This is a genomic window from Paenibacillus sp. PDC88, from assembly GCF_900106725.1.
Classification (GTDB): domain Bacteria; phylum Bacillota; class Bacilli; order Paenibacillales; family Paenibacillaceae; genus Paenibacillus; species Paenibacillus shunpengii.
This window is the reverse complement of the sequence record NZ_FNNT01000004.1, coordinates 318,685-336,242: the sequence shown is the minus strand read 5'-3', so window position 1 is coordinate 336,242 and position 17,558 is coordinate 318,685. Positions and strand designations below refer to the sequence as shown.

Genomic DNA, 17,558 nt, shown 5'->3' with positions numbered 1-17,558 from the left:
ATATTATAGATTAGCTTGGGACATCTTGCGATGCTTCTCCGCACGCTCACGCTCACTCTTATTCAGGAGCTTCTTACGAAGACGAACGGACTTCGGTGTGATCTCACACAGTTCATCATCATTTAAGTACTCCAGAGCTTGCTCCAAGGAGAAGATTATAGGAGTCTTCATCTTCACTGTATCGTCCTTGGTTGCCGAACGAACGTTAGTCAGTTGTTTCTCCTTACAGATGTTTACAACGATGTCATTGTCACGATTGTGTTCACCAACGATCATTCCTTCATAAACTTCCGTTCCCACATCAAGGAACAACATACCACGGTCCTCAACACCAATCATACCATAGAATGTTGATGTACCATTCTCACTGGATACGAGCACGCCTTGGTGACGTCCACCAACTTGACCGCCAACGAGTGGACCATAGCTGTCAAATGCATTGTTCATTACGCCATAGCCGCGAGTCAGTGTCAAGAAGTTCGTACGATATCCAATCAAGCCGCGTGCAGGGATCAGGAACTCAAGACGAACCTGGCCGTTACCAGAATTGATCATGTTGACCATTTCGGCTTTACGGGAACCCAGGCTTTCCATAACCGCACCCATGCTTTCTTCAGGAATATCGATCATTAGGCGCTCAATTGGCTCCATTTTCTTGCCGTCGATCTCTTTAATGATAACTTCCGGTTTGGATACCGCAAGTTCATAGCCTTCACGGCGCATGTTCTCAATCAGGATACCTAGGTGAAGCTCACCACGGCCGGATACAACATAAGCATCTGGGCTGTCTGTTTCTTCGACACGAAGACTTACGTCCGTCTCAAGCTCTTTAAACAGACGGTCACGAAGTCTGCGGGATGTTACCCATTTACCTTCGCGTCCAGCAAAAGGACTGTTATTAACAAGGAATGTCATTTGAAGCGTTGGCTCATCAATCTTAAGAACCGGCAATGCTTCAGGATTCGCTGGATCAGCTATCGTTTCACCGATATTAATATCCTTAATTCCCGCAATGGCAACGATATCGCCTGCACCTGCTTCAGCTACTTCTACGCGCTTCAGCCCTTGGAATCCGAACAATTTCTCAATACGCGCAGTTTTATTGGAGCCGTCACGTTGGATAACTGTTACAGCCTGTCCTTGACGAATAACGCCTCTGTTCACGCGTCCAATTGCAATACGACCCAGATATTCATTGTAATCCATCAGCGTTACGAGGAACTGCAGCGGCTCGTCAACACTTTCTGTTGGATGAGGAATGTGATCAACAATCGTCTCATAGAGACTCATCATGTTGTCATCTTGTTTCTCAGGATCCATGCTTGAAGTACCGTTAAGTGCAGAAGCATATACAACCGGGAAGTCAAGCTGCTCATCATTAGCACCGAGCTCAATGAACAGATCCAGAACTTCATCAATAACCTCAGCCGGACGAGCTGCTGGGCGGTCAATTTTGTTAACAACAACGATTGGCGTCAGGTTATGCTCCAGAGCTTTGCGCAGTACAAACTTCGTTTGCGGCATGCAGCCTTCATACGCATCGACAACAAGCAGTACACCGTCAACCATTTTCATAATCCGTTCTACTTCTCCGCCAAAGTCGGCGTGTCCTGGTGTATCAACAATGTTGATAAGAAAATCTTTATAATTGATCGCAGTATTTTTGGCAAGGATCGTAATCCCGCGTTCACGTTCCAAATCATTGGAGTCCATGGCGCGTTCTTGTACGGCCTCATGTTCACGGAAGGTTCCGGATTGTTGAAGCAGTTTGTCTACAAGTGTTGTTTTGCCGTGGTCAACGTGGGCAATGATCGCAATATTGCGAATATTCTCTCTTACATGCATGGTTTATATCCATATCCTTTCCAAAATCATTTCTATTTGAATCAAGTTCATGGTGCAAAGCCATGAGATTTGATTCTCGAATCAAAATTCATGATAATGAAGTCATGAGGCTTGATTCTTGAATCAAAATTCACGATACAAAGCCATAAAGTTCGATTCTTGTAATATATAACGACCTTACTCACAAAAGAAGCGCCGGGTGATAACTCCGACGCACATATATCCCTTATATTATAGACGAAAAATGTTAAAAATCAAGTAGCTTATCGAAAACGCCGCCGGGTCGGTTTAGGCCTTCCGAAGATAAGCCAGATTCCCACAAAGATAAGTATAGCAGCGACGACATATATGAATCCGGTAGTGAGCATGGTTATGAACAAGAGCACGATCGACACGGCAAGCAAAATAATGGATGTCCTGTAGATCACAGCTGGCCGAGGATATTCAAATAAAGCATATTCAAACAAGCCTAGGGCAACCCCTGTTATAAAGACAGGCCATAGAGTTGCGGTCAGATGCCATCCCCAAATACTGCATATGAGGAAGAAAATACCATACACCGTCAAAATTCCCGCCGGCACCAAAATAACGGCACTCGTATTTCTGAAAAAATAAAAAAGATGGAGAATAATTCCTGGAATGATTAAAATGAGCGGCCAGAAATTTCGTCCAAGAAAACTGAAAAAGCCCAATTGACCAAGTAAGATGACAAGACCGGCAATGACGATAAAGATGCCTACCAACCTTTCGTTTCTTCCCTTCACTTCACACTTCACCCCGTTTGTATGATGATCTCTGCTTCTATCCAAGGCAATTCAAGATCTACGTTCACTAGGAACTATATTAGCGTATATATTTCTAGTTTATCCGATGTTTTTGCAAAAAACTACTGTCATGCTTCATATTTGAAAAAACATTCATTTCCAGCTCTTTCCTCATTGATCTTACGCTTAACAATACAAAAAAACCGGCATTCCACTTCGATTGCCGGTTTATGATTCATCTATTTATGTATCCACCCGATATCTTAACACTTTGAAAAATGCACCGCCAAGCATAACCAATATAACACAAACTGCGGGCAGCAAGGTCTCATAGCCTGCAAAAACCTCTTGGAGCCATAACCCCAGCTTCGGATCACGAAGGACCATCTCGCCGGACGTATAAGCTAATATACCCGAACCTGCGAAGACCAGTATCGGAAAGCGCTGAAGCAGCTTAACAATAATACCGCTGCCCCATACAACAATGGGAATGCTGATCGCGATCCCAATTACAATGAGTGCTAGATCGCCATCTGCGATTGCAGCTATGGCCAGAACATTGTCGAGACTCATGACAAAGTCAGCGACGAGTATCGTGTATACCGCACTCCATAAAGTTGTAGATTGTTTGACATTCACATTCTCATCTTCGTCAAACAACAATTTAAACGCAATATAGAGTAGCATAAGTCCGCCAGCCGCTTGTATAAACGGTATACCAAGTATGAGCACCGCAATAAAGGTTAAAATACATCTTAATAACACCGCGCCAAATGCTCCCCACCATACTGCACGATTACGGCTCTGCTCAGGCAAATTACGACTTGCCATAGCAATGACGACAGCGTTATCGCCGCTTAAAACAAGGTTAATCATAAGTATCTGCATTATAAGCCAAATATCATCCATGAACAGGGTAAACACCTCCATACACTAGATGTATGCCCTGGTTGTCCGAGCTATGCTTGACGCTGAGAAATCAGAGGAATATAATGAACTCCGATTTATGCAATCGGATGATTCGGAATCATGGTTAGAGTAAAGGAGTGACAAGAATTGGATATCGGTCAGTTTTTAATCAGCTTGCTACAAATTGTTTTTATTGATTTAATCCTCGCTGGGGACAACGCAATCGTCATTGGACTAGCTGCCCGTAATTTACCGCAAAGTGTTCAGAAGAAAGCCATTGTCTATGGTACTGGAGGTGCGGTTCTGATTCGGATCCTGGCAACCATCATCGTGCTGTGGCTGCTGCAAATTCCATGGCTGCTGCTGGTTGCCGGGCTGCTGCTCGTGGGCATTGCCTACAAGCTGCTGGCCGATCAAGGTGCCGATGAACATAGCGATATCAAGGCCGGCAGCTCGTTATGGTCGGCTGTACGTACCATTATCATCGCTGATGCGGCCATGGGGATTGATAATGTAATCGCTGTTGCTGGCGCAGCAGAGCAAAATCTGATTCTCGTTATTTTGGGTCTGCTGATCAGTGTTCCTGTCATCGTATGGGGCAGTACCTTGTTTATCAAGCTCATCGATCGTTTCCCTTGGGTCATGTATATTGGCGCTGCTGTACTCGCCTACACAGCCTCAAATATGATTACGGAGGAACGAAGATTTGAAACCTTCTTTATCTCGCATCCCGTTCTTCGGATCCTATTTATTGTTCTTGTCATCGGCGGTGTTCTGTTTGCTGGCTATCGGAAACAGCAGAATGTGAAGAGAGAACATTCCTACTCATAAAACGAGAACAAGTGAAGATTGTTTCTGGACAAGCTTCTAGCACCAACCTGATCGAAGAACAAAAAAAGGCTTATTGCTGATCATATCAGCGATAAGCCTTTTCGTTCTATTAAAGTAAACTTCTTAAAACCAATCTTCCTGTATTGAATCAGGCATTGCGGTATCGTCGTTACTGCGAAGTATCAGTGTCTCAGTCTGCTCTACTGCCCTCGCAATGAACTCAGGAAGCTCCGGAATAGAGGCTTCAATCTTTTCGACAATCCGCAAATTCGGATTCGTTGTCGGTGACTTGGGCACAAACAAGGTACAGCAATCTTCATAAGGTAAAATCGAAGTGGAGTACGTACCGATGTCCTCAGCAATCTTTACTATTTCACTCTTGTCCATCATGACAAGCGGTCTTAACAATGGAAGATCAGTTGCCCTCCCAATGACATTCATGCTTCCAAGCGTCTGGCTGGCTACTTGACCAAGGCTATCTCCGCTTACAATAGCCAGTGCCCCTTCCCGTTCCGCCAGCTGAGTTGCGATTCGAAGCATCGAACGGCGCATTAGTGTAATCATCAAATTATCCTGCCCCGTTTTCGTAAACGAAGTTTGAACCTCTGTAAAAGGAACCAGATGAAGCTTCACTTCACCGGCATGATCAGCAAGAATTCTAGCCAGCTCGATGACTTTATCTTTTGCTTTTTGACTTGTAAACGGGAAGCTGAAGAAATGAACCATTTCCAGCTCTAGTCCCCGGCGCATGGAAGACCAGGCGGCAACAGGTGAATCTATTCCCCCTGATAGCAGCATCATGGCTTTGCCATTAGAACCACGGGGAAAGCCTCCGACGGCAGGAACAGATTCATAATATAGATAAGTTCTCGCCTCGCGAATCTCAATCTTAAGCTCAATATCCGGATTTCTTACATCCACTTTAAGCGCACTGAATTTTCTTAAGATCGGGGCTCCCACCAAATGGTTCGTCTCATGAGAAGAATGCTCGAACGCTTTCCAGACCCTTCTAGCGTTTACCTTAAAGGTCGTTCCTTGCTGCGGATCCAGCTCTTCCATAAAACCAAGGGAGGCTGCCACGATCTCATCTGCTACGGATGGGGTTACCTTAACAGGACTAATGGAGACAATCCCGAATACCTTGCGTAAGCTATCCATTATAATGAGGTGATCGTTCTCTCCAAGGTCTACGTACATTCTCCCATATTCCTCAATAATGGAGGTTCCCGGATAGGCCTTTAATTTAGACTTCACATGCTTAATTACGGATCTCTCAAACCTCTTTCGGTTCTTACCTTTCAGTGTAAACTCTCCAAAACGGAGTAATAACATATCATATTTCATCGGTTTACCTATTCCACCCTTCAAAAGAAGCAAGCCTTTCCTTCATCTGTCTCATCGCCTGAATCAGCTGTAATATATCTTGCTCTGTATGTTGATCTCCCAGACTAACTCGAATCCCGCTGTCAGCAATCGCCTCTGACTTGCCCATTCCGAGCAGCACCCGGCTTGGAATGGCTTGTTTGGACGAGCATGCCGATTGAGTGGAAACAATGACATTCAGCTGTTCTAATACGTGCAGCATCACTTCGGCCTTCATGCCGGGATAAGAGAAATGTACAATATGCGGGGTACCTTCTTCTGAGCTGTTCAGTACCCACTCCGGATGTAGTCTTATTTCCTCAAGAAGCAGGATTTGCAGCTTTTTGAGGTGTGTGTTCAGCTCAGGCTGACGTTCCCGGGCAAGACGCATGGCTTTGGACATGCCTACGATCAGCGGAATATTCTCTGTTCCCGCACGCATCCCCTGCTCCTGTGAACCGCCAGACATTAAGGGAGTAAGCTCCAGACCAGAACGAATATATAAGAGTCCAACGCCCTTGGGTCCTCGGATTTTATGTCCTGAGATGCTGTATAGATCAATTCCAGACTTCAATTGAACGGGAATTTTACCATAAGCCTGAACCCCATCGACATGGAACACAATCTTAGGGTGCTTCTGCTTAAGAGCCTGCCCTATTTCAACGACAGGATGCACGGCTCCCGTCTCATTATTTACATGCATCAGACTTACAAGAATTGTCTCTTTGGTAACCGCATCTAGGACATCCTCTGTCTTCACTCTGCCCATCTCATCCACCGGCACATAAGTAATATCATAACCGATTTCGGACAAAAACTTGATGCTCTCATATACAGACGCATGCTCTGTCCTGGTCGTTATAATATGCCGTCCGCGGGATTGATAACGTAACGCTGTTCCTTTTATTGCAAGGTTGTTACTCTCCGTGGCTCCAGATGTGAAGATAACTTCATCCGGTTTGACATCCAAAGCCTCGGCGCAAACGGAACGGGATTTATTCAATAGTCGTCCTGCATTCTCTCCGTATGCGTGAATGGAGGAGGCATTCCCATAATGCAGCTTCATTACCTCTGACACAGTTCGAATCACATCTTCATATGGCGGTGCTGAAGCCGCATAATCAAAGTAAAGCATATTTTGTCTGCCTCCTTTCTTAAACGTGAAAAAGATCAATAATGGACTCGTCAGCTGATGCCTCATACCGACTGTCCACGTTGATCTTTTGTTCAGATCCGATCAGCAAAAGGACTGAAATATATGCTGTTTATGCTCTATATTTCGCTTCTGCTTTTTCTATTTTAGCAACATAGTCCTGCGTTTCCCTAGGTAATAAATGGAGTACATTCATTAGCTGCTCATCCGTCGTAACCTGAAGCTGGCCTACACGGCCTGGACCTGCATTGTAAGCAGCAAGAGCAAGATTCACTTGCCCGTCAAACCGTTCAAGCTGATATGATAAATACCTTGTTCCTGCATCGATATTCTGCGCAGGGTCGAATGGATTCGTTACGCCTAATCCTGCTGCGGTTCCATCCATAAGCTGCATCAGACCCTTGGCTCCGGCTCCAGATACTGCGTTCGAATTAAATCCAGACTCTGTATCGATAACCGCCTTAATAAGGGATACAGGTACACCATATTTCTCACTGGCTTCCTGAATCATGGACTCATAGGCAGTAACCGTTCCTCCAAGCTGTGAGGGCTGCACTTGTGAGGATGAAGAGATCCCTAAATTCGAAGAGGATACAGTACTTGCATTCAAATTCGCATTTTTATTTATATCGCTTGGGCCGCCGGATATTTTACCGGTTCTGAGGTTAACCCAGAGCAGTCCGTCTGTAGACATAGAAGATTTGTTACTGCCTTTATCTCCTTGACGATCAGTGGATGGTTCTCGGTTGACTTCAGCCCATATCTCCGAGAATTCAGGTGCAGAAGTCGTCGTTGCCGCTGATCTGGAACTTGTTTCTGAAGAAGAGGAAACATCATACCACAGCGATTTTCCTACAGAATCGATTTGCATATGTAAACAGGCCTCCAATATACTCGCTACCTATATCTAAATTTATTGATATTGTTTCATTCACTGATCTATTGTAACAATTGCCATCCTGCATGCCAAGTCTTGTTTTTCCTGATATAAATAAACTAAACAGGCAGCCCCGCATGATAGAAGAGCTGCCTGCATTACTTTACTAATAGTAAGTGAACATTACTAGGAACGCGTAGCTTACCAAAGCCGCAATTCCGATGCCCATTGCCCAGCCGCCAGCTGTACGTCTCCCTTTGCTGAAGGCATAATACCCGAGAACGATACCTATGACACCTACCACATAAGACCATAAAAACAAGGACACAATGGATACGGCAAGAGCCAGATATCCTATTCGTTTAGAGGTTGTGTCTTCATCACGCTCACGAGCCCTCGAAGTTGTCCCAGCAGAATCTGCACTTACTAAAGGGCTGATCTCCGCTGCGTACTCCTCTTGGTGCTCATGATGCTCTTTGCGAGGAAAATCGATACGATCTCGGCTTCCCTTTACTTTGTTTTCTTGGTTCGGTTTGTCCATTTTCGCACCTCCGAAGCATTAGAGCCTGTCAGGTTAGAAGCCGCAGAATACTGATGACTTAAGCCTTTGGTTTAAACGTGTGACAACAAGTCGCCGAGGAAGTGCTTGCATAATCATGATGTTCGGAATCAAATGTTTCTCCAGCATACTCTTCCTTGAGATGGGTTCTGGCATGCGCATCAATGTCAATCATAATTAGATCTGCTTTGCAAACATTTTGTTCTCCCCAATAGCTGCAGTTCGATACGCTGCATTTCACGATGGGTACAGTCATTATTATCACCTCAAATGGTATGGTACCCTCATTGCCGATACCTTATACTCCAGCATTATTATGCACGGATGCCTTTTGCTTGCAAACAAAAAAAAGCCGTGCAATGTACACGGCTCTTAGATATAATCTGTATTCAAAAATCGACCCAGCAGCGCTTAAGCTCTGCTCTTCATTCTGCGCTGAGTCAGATAGTCACTTTCGTAATAATTCAGGTCATCACGCAGTTCTTCATAGGTCTTCGTAATTTCCATAATAATATCGCGAGCAGGTCTTACCGGCTTAATGCGGAAACGAATGGCATCTTGACCTGTATATGCGTAACGTCCATCCTCAGAGTAGCATTCATTCTTTGGATAGAAAAAGCTGTTGATACCCTGATGATAAAGGTTATACAATGCTTTTTCCGCAAAATCAACGTCAAAATTGGCACGACGGAGTGCTGTTCCAAGCTTCTCATACGATACCTCAGAAAAAACGAGCAGGTGCCGAAGGTCGGAAAGAAATCCTTTGTAAAATGGAATCGTCTCCTGATCCTGGTCAGCTGCAAGCTGAGCAAGTGAGTTTTCGTTTAGAAATGTTTCCAGTTTTTCAATTGCGGGCTTCAATTTCTCTCGTGCCGATTCACACAACTTCTGCACATTTGCTGACATAAAGGTAGTTCCCCCTTAAAGAATAAGTCCCTCATATAGACTTCTTATAACCGGCCAAGATTCAAATACATCTACTGACCATTATTTCTCAGCTTCTATCCTACCATAAAAATGTGACGAGCGGTACTTAAATAACCCTAAAGCCGCCATTTCCTTTCCCCTGTTTATTTTAAGTTAGAGCTGCAAAATCCTTCGTATAAAAACCGCCTCATCTTCTCACGCTATAGGTACTATATAGACAGGCAGGAGGAGTACTAAAATAATGGCTAGAAGCAATTGGACATACTGGGCAATTGGCGCCGCCGCTGCCGTTTTGGTAATGACCACCCTGTTACTACCCGGGGAAGAAAATACCGCTGACCAGCAGCAGACCCCTAATGAGCCACAGCAAGAGCAGCTGCTCAAACAACGAATCAAAGCACAGGATGTTCAAGCGACTGACCGCTTATCCCGGATGGATGCTCAAATGCACCTCCAAAAAATACTGCAAGAATTAAAAGATTCAGACAACAAAGAGCTGTCAGCTTATATGGATCAATTAGAGAAAACACATAGTCACATTCACACCTTACTCTGGATGGATCTAGAGCAAAACAAGCAGCAATCCTTCAGTATTCAGAAGAATGCGGATTCGTTACAGAAGAACAAACAGCTTCGAGCAAGCATTGGCTCCGCGAAGCAAGCTCTTCAGAAGCATAAATCCTATGAATCTACTTCGCTTACGCTCGATAAGGATAAGTATTTTGTTCTGGGCGAACCCTCTTCGGATGGTAAGCATGCGGTTATCGCAGTAATGAGCCAGCATATCCTAAATGATGTGGAGGAGCATCAGCGCCGGAACCTAAGAATGATCCCATATCCCAAAGAGGGCATGTACAGCGTAGAATCTGTTCTCCCTAACACCTTAAAGGATATTACAGTTAAGACAGGACACGATAATCAGAATGCTAGTCATTTTTATGAAGATGAGATCGTCGTTAGATTCAATGAGAAATTAACATCAGAGAAGCTAAAACAGATCGAGAAAGATATTGATCTGGATCATACCCATCAAGTTGGCCAGGCGTATGTTTTTCGTTCTAAGAAGATGGATTTTGCTAAACTTCAGTCTTATTTTCAGAACAAATGGAATCCGGTATATACCGAACCTCACTATCTATATTTAACCAACGAAACTGCGCCTGAAAATGAGCTGGCTGATAATATTCCGAACGACCTATTGTTCTCCCGTTATCAATGGAACCTCCCTGCGACAGAAACCAATAAGGGGTGGACGTTATCCAAAGGGAGTGAGGATGTCATTGTAGCCGTTATTGATACAGGCGTCGATCTTGATCATCCTGATCTGGAAGGGCAGCTGGTCGAGGGGTACAACGTTATTGATGGGGAAGCAGAGCCTTATGATGATGTCGGGCATGGTACCCATGTTGCAGGAATTGTATCTGCCAAAGTGAATAACAATGAAGGTGTCGCAGGCATGACCTGGTATAACAAAATTATGCCTGTTAAGGTACTCGATCAATCCGGTTCCGGCACAAGCTATGCCGTAGCTGAGGGAATTATCTGGGCTACCGATCACGGAGCAAAGGTGATCAATATGAGTCTCGGTAATTATGCAGATGCTGAATTTTTGCATGATGCCATCAAATACGCTTATGACCATGATGTCGTCCTGATCGCGGCGACGGGTAATGACAATACGGAACGGCCTGGGTACCCGGCTGCTTATCCCGAAGTATTTGCCGTGTCCGCCACAGATGCATCCATGAAACGAGCGGACTTCTCAAATTATGGTGATTATGTGGATGTGATGGCGCCTGGCGCAAGCATTGCCAGCACCTATCCGGGCAATCAATACGCTGCCCTGTCGGGAACATCTATGGCAAGCCCTCATGTCGCCGCACTAGCGGGATTGATCCGTTCCTATAATCCTGATCTGTCTAACGAAGAAGTAATGGATCTGATGCGCAGCAGTGTGATCGACCTGGGGGATCCGGGATACGATAAATACTTTGGCTACGGTCAGATCGATGTGTACAAGGCACTGGAAGCTGCAGGAGCATCTGGAGAGCAGGCCCCCCTCCAGTTATGGCCTCAGAATGTTCGCGACAAGCTTGAAGATACTATCAACAGATTTATGAAGTAATAAACAAAAAGAGCAGGCGAGTTCATCTCGTCTGCTCTTTGCGTTGTTTAATTATCTACGGCCTCTTCTGTTGCGGTCATGATGACAGCCCTTGCCATGCATGCCACCCATGCCGTGATTCATTGTGCTCATGCCGCCTACACCGTTCATCGTGCTTGTTCCAGCAACACCATTCATACCATTCATGCCTGTGCTCATGCCACCTACCACTTCTTCAGTTTCAGCAACGACCCACTCATGAACTGGAACTGGTACCGGATGATGTTTGTTAATGATTTGTACAGGGTGAATTACAGGCTGGATTTGAGGATGATAATGATTTTTCACTACATTTACAGGATCACAAACGATAGGCTTAAGAGGAGGAAAACATTTTTTCATGTGATGACCACTACGTTGAGACATATTGAACAACTCCTTTTCAAGTGATAGTATAATCTATTCCTCACTCCCTTAATGGCTTGGATGTTCGTCCATAGGTCAAATAATTAATAAAAACGTCTATTCGTTCATATTGGCATAGAAGGAAGCGAGCTGCTGCACAACAAAAAACGGTAATTTGTCCTGCACAAAGCAGGCAAAATTACCGTTATATCATCACATATACTGTGTTGCAGTTTGGAAAGTTTTACGTAAGCCGGGTTCTGTGCTCTTCGTGGTCATAACGGGAACTACCCTTCCACCACAAGCGACAATCATCTATCTAGGCCATTCATTGCTGAACAGCTCAAGCGACCAACCTAGACACACCTCGGGCTAAGGCTGCCTCCCTTACGGAAGACGGTGTCTCTTTAGGTCTTGCTCCAGATGGGGTTTACCAGGAACGAAGTCACCAGCGTTCCTCGGGGTCTCTTACACCTCGGTTCCATCCTTGCCTGTGCTAGCCATATAGCCAGCCATCGGCGGTCCATTTCTGTGGCACTATCCTTCAACTCGCGCTGACTGGACGTTATCCAGCATCCTGCCCTGTGGAGCCCGGACTTTCCTCTCGTGGCAACAAGGCCACCAGCGATTGTCTGTCAAACTTTCCGACAACATTCATATTATACTAGGACTCGCTGTATCATTCAAGTGAAATTACTGGAATCGACTATACAAATTGGAAAGGTTCTGTATCAATTTCAGATGCATTCACCTCTGTCGCATAGCGGCCTTTCTCCAGCTTCTCCTTGAGCCATTTCACCGTGTTGGGCTTCATGATCTTTTCAATATTATGACCTGGGTCAATAATAGCAATCCCCGCCATCAATGCATCATGAGCGGTATGATAGTCAATATCGCCTGTAACAATGACATCCGCGCCTCTAAACAGCGCATGATTCACATATCGGCTGCCCGATCCGCCAAGCACAGCGGCCTTCTTGATCTGACGATTCAGATCGCCGACAACTCGAACTTGCTTCACATCGAACTGCTTCTTCACTTTATCCACTAGCTCCTGGAGCAGAACGGGTGCAGACAGCTTGCCGACCCGCCCCAACCCAAGCGTTCTGCCTTTCATATCCATAGGGTACAGATCATAAGCCACTTCTTCATAAGGATGAGCCTTAAGCATCGCCTGCACGACTTTATTCCGAATGCTATTCGGAACAATCGTTTCAATTCTAACCTCTTCTACACGCTCCATTTGCCCTTGCTTACCAATGAACGGCTGTGTAGCATCACCCGGAACAAAAGTGCCGTATCCGTCAATATTGAAGCTGCAGTGACTGTAATTCCCGATTGAGCCCGCGCCTGCGTCCAGCACCGCATCTAGCACTTTTTGGTGATGAGACTTCGGTACAAACACAACCAGCTTGGACAAGTGATCGGTGTGCAGATCTTCTAATGGAGCGACATCCTTTAATCCAATCGCTTCGGCCATCCAATCGTTTATGCCGTCCTCCGCTACGTCTAGGTTCGTATGACTAATATAAACGGCGATATCATGCTTGATCAGTTTTTCATACAGCTTGCCCATCGGCGAGTCGGTATTCAGCGATTTGAGGGGTCTGAAGATGATGGCATGGTGTGCGATAATAAGATCTGCTTCCAAACGGATCGCTTCTTCAACGACCTCATCTGTCACATCAAGTGCAACCAGCACTTTCTTGATTTCTTTTGCCAGCGTTCCGAGCTGAAGACCGATACGATCATCAGGAACGGCTAGATGCTTGGGAGCAAGCTCCTCCATATAAGAGATTACAGTTTGTCCTTTTGCATACATGTGAGCACCTCCACAATTCTTTTCAACTCCTGCTGGAGCTCCCCAGCCTTCTCTTTTGCTTCAGGAAGATCAGATTTAGATAAGGAAGCGAGCACCTTTTGGATCTTATCTATTTCGAGCTCCCATTTTTTAACGAAGACAGATCCACCTTGTTCTACCAAGAATGGCCCCATCTTGAGCAGTTCGCTTGAAGTCAGCTCAACCTCATGGTCAGCTGTGCCGATCAGCTTCGGCTCATATACTTCATCATTTGAGATGTGGCTGAAATACCCGGGTACAGCTGCAATGACTTCATAGATTTTGCCGTCTTCCTCAATAATTCGTTCTGCTTCAATGACGTAGTCATTATCGAACAGCCATCTTCGCAAAATATCTTCACCAACATTAGGCTGCAAAATAAGACGTGTAACTCCCTTAAGCTTAGGCTTGCCGCGTTCCAGGATATTAGCGATCAGTGCGCCGCCCATCCCTGCGATCGTGATTGTATCCACTTCGCCGGCCTCAATCACATCCAGACCGTCTCCCCGTCTGACTTCGATTTTGGCTTGTAAACCGCTGCTTGCCACTTGTCTCTTCGCTGCCTCATATGGGCCTTCGTTCAGCTCCCCAGCAATGGCTGTGGCCGCCTGACCGCTTTGAATACAAGCGACTGGCAGGAGAGCATGGTCTGAACCGATATCGGCAAGATTCCGTCCCGGATCCATTAGATCATGTAATAGCTGCAATCTTTTCGACAATTTCAACATGCATTGCACCGCCCAACTCTATACTAAATGGTATCACTGCAAATCTATCTCTCAACGATGACTTCGCCCACTAATCAGGCACTGCCTCGTTTCGATGTTTGCAATCATCATCAAAAAAAGCTAAAATAATGGGTAATAAGAAATCGAAGGAAATATATCCAAAAAAAAGAAAAAAATCGCTTGATTCATACAAAAAGACCTCCTGCCGCAAGCACAGCAGAAGGCCCTTAATCTAACTATTCAAGGAAATCTTTAAGCCGTTTGCTGCGGCTTGGATGACGCAATTTGCGAAGTGCCTTCGCTTCAATCTGACGAATCCGTTCTCTCGTTACACCAAACACTTTACCTACCTCTTCAAGTGTACGTGTCCGCCCGTCGTCAAGCCCGAAACGGAGACGCAGAACGTTTTCTTCACGCTCAGTCAGTGTATCAAGTACATCCTCCAATTGCTCCTTCAGTAATTCATACGCAGCAGCATCAGCCGGTGCAAGTGCTTCCTGATCCTCGATAAAATCTCCGAGATGAGAATCATCTTCTTCACCGATCGGTGTTTCAAGCGACACTGGTTCTTGCGCAATTTTCGTAATTTCCCGTACCTTTTCCACACTTAGATCCATCTCAGCCGCGATTTCCTCTGGCGTCGGTTCGCGCCCTAGCTCTTGCAGCAGTTGTCTGGATACACGGATCAATTTGTTAATGGTCTCCACCATATGAACAGGGATACGAATTGTACGAGCCTGGTCAGCAATCGCACGCGTAATCGCTTGACGAATCCACCAAGTTGCATAGGTACTAAATTTAAAGCCTTTGTTGTGGTCGAACTTCTCAACCGCTTTGATCAGACCCATATTCCCTTCCTGGATCAGATCAAGGAAGAGCATACCGCGGCCTACATACCGCTTAGCAATGCTGACAACGAGACGTAAGTTAGCTTCAGCGAGCCGACGTTTTGCTTCCTCGTCTCCATTCATGATTCGCTTAGCCAGTTCAACTTCATCGTCTGCTGACAACAGCGGCACACGTCCGATTTCTTTCAAATACATGCGGACCGGGTCATTAATTTTGATACCAGGAGGAAGACTCAGATCATCATCAAAATGAAAATCATCACCCTCTTTATCCTCAGAGTCATCATTAGGCCGTAGTGGGTTATCATCATCACTCTCATTTACCACATCAATTCCTAAATCACTAAGTTGTTCATAGAACTCATCCATTTGCTCCGGGTCTTGATCGAATGGAGACAGCTTCTCCATGATCTCTTTATAATTCAAAGACGACCTCTTTTTGCCCTGCTCAATCAGCTGGTCTTTTACTTGATCCAGCGTCAATTCTGTTTCTAGTTCAGCATGCTGATCATTCGCCATACTTCGACTCCCTCCTCCCTAGAAACATGGTATGATAATTACAATCATTGTCTCTCTAGGGTTATAATCTCACTTGCGATTTGTGCTGCACGCAAAAAGTCTCCGGATCGTTCGGCAGCAATCATTTCCTCTTTTTTAGAATCGATCTGCTGTAATACCGGATACTTTAATACCTCTTTGATACAATCATCCAGTGCTCCGTGATCCCACTGCTCAGGCGTATCCATCATGGAAATGGAGCTTACCGTTTTTTCAAGACGATCGTCTTGAAGAGACAGCATAAACATCCTTAGATCCGGCGGTTTGCCTTGAGCGTAATAAGCATATAGATAAGCAGCGATAGCTGCATGATCGCTAATGTTAAAGGCTTCACCAAGACGTTCACCAACATATCTGGCCGCCTCATCATCTTGAAGCATCCAGGACAGAAGCCTTCGTTCGGCCGTATGATAGGCAGGAAGTAAATTAGGTGTAGGAATCTGCCTATTTTGTTGCCTACCATTATTCCACCTTTTGTCGTTATTATCCCCATAATGCTCGTTTTTTTGCATTTGCTGCCTTTCGAGATTGCATTCCTGCTTCAGTGTCTCAAAATCCACATGCACTTCGGAAGCAAGCTCCCGCAAATACACCTCTCTCTCCGTAGGAGAAGAGAGTGGAGCAATTAGCTTGATGGCCTCACGCGAATAAGCAATCCGGCCACCTTCTTCTAGCAGTATATGGTTTTTTTTCAAGTTTATAAGTCTAAATTTTAACGGTGGAACAGCACCTTCAATGATCTGATGAGTGAAGCGGTCTCCGCCATGCTTGCGAATAAATTCATCAGGGTCTAAACCATCTGTCAGAAGCGCAACCTTTGCTTGGATCCCTGCCGACTCCAGGATCGGTAAATTCTTAAGTGCGGCAGCTTGACCGGCGCGATCACCGTCATAACAGATAATTACCTCATCACTGAGAGATTTAAGCATACGGGCTTGATTTTCCGTCAGGGCAGTCCCCATTCCGGCAACCCCATTCTGAATTCCATGCTCCCAAGCAGAGATCACATCGCCATAGCCTTCAAACAGAATGGCTTGTCCTTTCTTACGGATCGAAGCCTTCGCATGATCCATATTGTAGAGGACACGACTCTTGTTAAAGAGCCTCGTCTCCGGCGAATTAAGATACTTCGGCTGGCCATCACCCATAATTCGGCCTGCAAAGGCAATAATTTTGCCACTGCTGTTCTTAATTGGGAACATGACACGGTCTCGAAAGCGATCTACATACCCTTCGCCTTCATTTCGGGCTGATATCAATCCGCCCTTCTCCATTTCAGCAAGCGGAAACTCTCGTTTCGTGAGAAACTGCACAAGTGTACTCCAACCGGCCGGAGCATATCCAATCTGAAAATGGTCAATCGCTTTGTCATTCATACCCCGATTACGCAAATATTCAATTGCTGCCTTACCGTACTCCGTATTCTTCAATAAATAATGGTATAATTTAGCAGTAAGCTCATAAGCCTGCAGCAAACGTTCTGTTTCAGGATTATGATGTGCGACATCACGCCCTTGCCATTCCCCAAGAGGAATATGGCTCTCTTCTGCCATCGTCTTAACAGCCTCGGGAAAGGTTAATCCTTCGATTTCCATCCTGAATTTGATGGCGTTGCCTCCCTTGCCGCAGCCGTAGCAATAGAAGATTTGGCGTTCTGGTGTAACCGTAAAGGAAGGGGTATTCTCTGAATGAAATGGACAAAGCCCTTTCATATACTTACCCTGCTTGGTCAGATGTACAAACTTACTTACCGTGTCGACGATATCATGTTGACTCAGCACTGATTCGATAACACTTTCCGGTATGTTACCCTGTCCGGCACTCATCTTAACCACCTTCATCTCTTTA

At 45.4% G+C, this 17,558-nt stretch carries 16 protein-coding genes and 1 other RNA gene; 2 read left to right on the top strand and 15 right to left on the bottom strand.

All coding sequences use genetic code 11. The features are described 5' to 3' along the window. Positions 1–3: 3 nt before the first annotated feature. The 3 genes from typA to BLW49_RS14905 all read right to left on the bottom strand — a co-directional run bounded on the left by typA (position 4) and on the right by BLW49_RS14905 (position 3,518). Positions 4–1,845, bottom strand: coding sequence for a translational GTPase TypA (gene typA / locus BLW49_RS14915; RefSeq protein WP_076313257.1), 1,842 nt, complete (start codon positions 1,843–1,845; stop codon positions 4–6). 263 nt (positions 1,846–2,108) lie between these two features. Continuing rightward, positions 2,109–2,609 (bottom strand): LiaF transmembrane domain-containing protein, encoded by a 501-nt coding sequence (locus tag BLW49_RS14910; RefSeq protein WP_076313258.1) that lies wholly within the window; start codon positions 2,607–2,609, stop codon positions 2,109–2,111. A 243-nt stretch (positions 2,610–2,852) separates the two neighbouring features. Then, entirely contained in the window at positions 2,853–3,518 is a 666-nt protein-coding gene (locus BLW49_RS14905; RefSeq protein WP_076313259.1) for a TerC family protein, read from the bottom strand. 147 nt (positions 3,519–3,665) lie between these two features. On the opposite strand from BLW49_RS14905, the gene BLW49_RS14900 reads away from it, so the two are divergent. After that, on the top strand, positions 3,666–4,349 hold the full coding sequence (locus BLW49_RS14900; RefSeq protein ID WP_076313260.1) for a TerC family protein: 684 nt from the start codon (positions 3,666–3,668) through the stop codon (positions 4,347–4,349). A gap of 123 nt (positions 4,350–4,472) precedes the next feature. Here BLW49_RS14900 and thiI read toward each other — a convergent pair whose 3' ends face one another. The 6 genes from thiI to BLW49_RS14870 all read right to left on the bottom strand — a co-directional run bounded on the left by thiI (position 4,473) and on the right by BLW49_RS14870 (position 9,206). Then, on the bottom strand, positions 4,473–5,693 hold the full coding sequence (gene thiI, locus BLW49_RS14895) for a tRNA uracil 4-sulfurtransferase ThiI (protein WP_076313261.1): 1,221 nt from the start codon (positions 5,691–5,693) through the stop codon (positions 4,473–4,475). A gap of 4 nt (positions 5,694–5,697) precedes the next feature. Next, positions 5,698–6,846 (bottom strand): cysteine desulfurase family protein, encoded by a 1,149-nt coding sequence (locus BLW49_RS14890; protein ID WP_090725385.1) that lies wholly within the window; start codon positions 6,844–6,846, stop codon positions 5,698–5,700. 130 nt (positions 6,847–6,976) lie between these two features. Next, positions 6,977–7,735, bottom strand: coding sequence for a lytic transglycosylase domain-containing protein (locus tag BLW49_RS14885; protein ID WP_076313263.1), 759 nt, complete (start codon positions 7,733–7,735; stop codon positions 6,977–6,979). Positions 7,736–7,907: 172 nt separating this feature from the next. Next, positions 7,908–8,282 carry a protein-disulfide reductase DsbD gene (locus tag BLW49_RS14880; protein WP_076313264.1) on the bottom strand — a complete coding sequence of 125 codons (375 nt, stop codon included), beginning with the start codon at positions 8,280–8,282 and terminating at the stop codon, positions 7,908–7,910. Positions 8,283–8,340: 58 nt separating this feature from the next. Continuing rightward, complete coding sequence (locus tag BLW49_RS14875; RefSeq protein ID WP_090725384.1) at positions 8,341–8,556, bottom strand: DUF1540 domain-containing protein; 216 nt, start codon at positions 8,554–8,556, stop codon at positions 8,341–8,343. A 155-nt stretch (positions 8,557–8,711) separates the two neighbouring features. Beyond that, positions 8,712–9,206 (bottom strand): YpuI family protein, encoded by a 495-nt coding sequence (locus BLW49_RS14870; protein WP_047910837.1) that lies wholly within the window; start codon positions 9,204–9,206, stop codon positions 8,712–8,714. Positions 9,207–9,468: 262 nt separating this feature from the next. On the opposite strand from BLW49_RS14870, the gene BLW49_RS14865 reads away from it, so the two are divergent. After that, positions 9,469–11,352 (top strand): S8 family peptidase, encoded by a 1,884-nt coding sequence (locus tag BLW49_RS14865; protein WP_076313266.1) that lies wholly within the window; start codon positions 9,469–9,471, stop codon positions 11,350–11,352. Positions 11,353–11,403: 51 nt separating this feature from the next. Here BLW49_RS14865 and BLW49_RS14860 read toward each other — a convergent pair whose 3' ends face one another. The 6 genes from BLW49_RS14860 to dnaG form a co-directional block, all read right to left on the bottom strand. Continuing rightward, positions 11,404–11,757, bottom strand: a complete 354-nt coding sequence (locus BLW49_RS14860) for a hypothetical protein (RefSeq protein ID WP_047910835.1) — start codon at positions 11,755–11,757, stop codon at positions 11,404–11,406. Positions 11,758–11,970: 213 nt separating this feature from the next. Further along, an RNA gene (gene rnpB / locus BLW49_RS14855) (RNase P RNA component class A) lies at positions 11,971–12,380 on the bottom strand. A 62-nt stretch (positions 12,381–12,442) separates the two neighbouring features. Next, positions 12,443–13,558: a Nif3-like dinuclear metal center hexameric protein gene (locus BLW49_RS14850; RefSeq protein ID WP_076313267.1), complete on the bottom strand. Its 1,116-nt coding sequence runs from the start codon at positions 13,556–13,558 to the stop codon at positions 12,443–12,445. Next, positions 13,534–14,304, bottom strand: a complete 771-nt coding sequence (locus BLW49_RS14845; protein WP_305954042.1) for a tRNA (adenine(22)-N(1))-methyltransferase — start codon at positions 14,302–14,304, stop codon at positions 13,534–13,536. Before BLW49_RS14845 ends, BLW49_RS14850 begins: the two co-directional genes overlap by 25 nt. 236 nt (positions 14,305–14,540) lie before the next feature. Beyond that, positions 14,541–15,671 (bottom strand): RNA polymerase sigma factor RpoD, encoded by a 1,131-nt coding sequence (rpoD, locus tag BLW49_RS14840; protein ID WP_047910833.1) that lies wholly within the window; start codon positions 15,669–15,671, stop codon positions 14,541–14,543. A 44-nt stretch (positions 15,672–15,715) separates the two neighbouring features. Further along, complete coding sequence (dnaG, locus tag BLW49_RS14835; RefSeq protein WP_090725382.1) at positions 15,716–17,536, bottom strand: DNA primase; 1,821 nt, start codon at positions 17,534–17,536, stop codon at positions 15,716–15,718. Positions 17,537–17,558 lie beyond the last annotated feature (22 nt).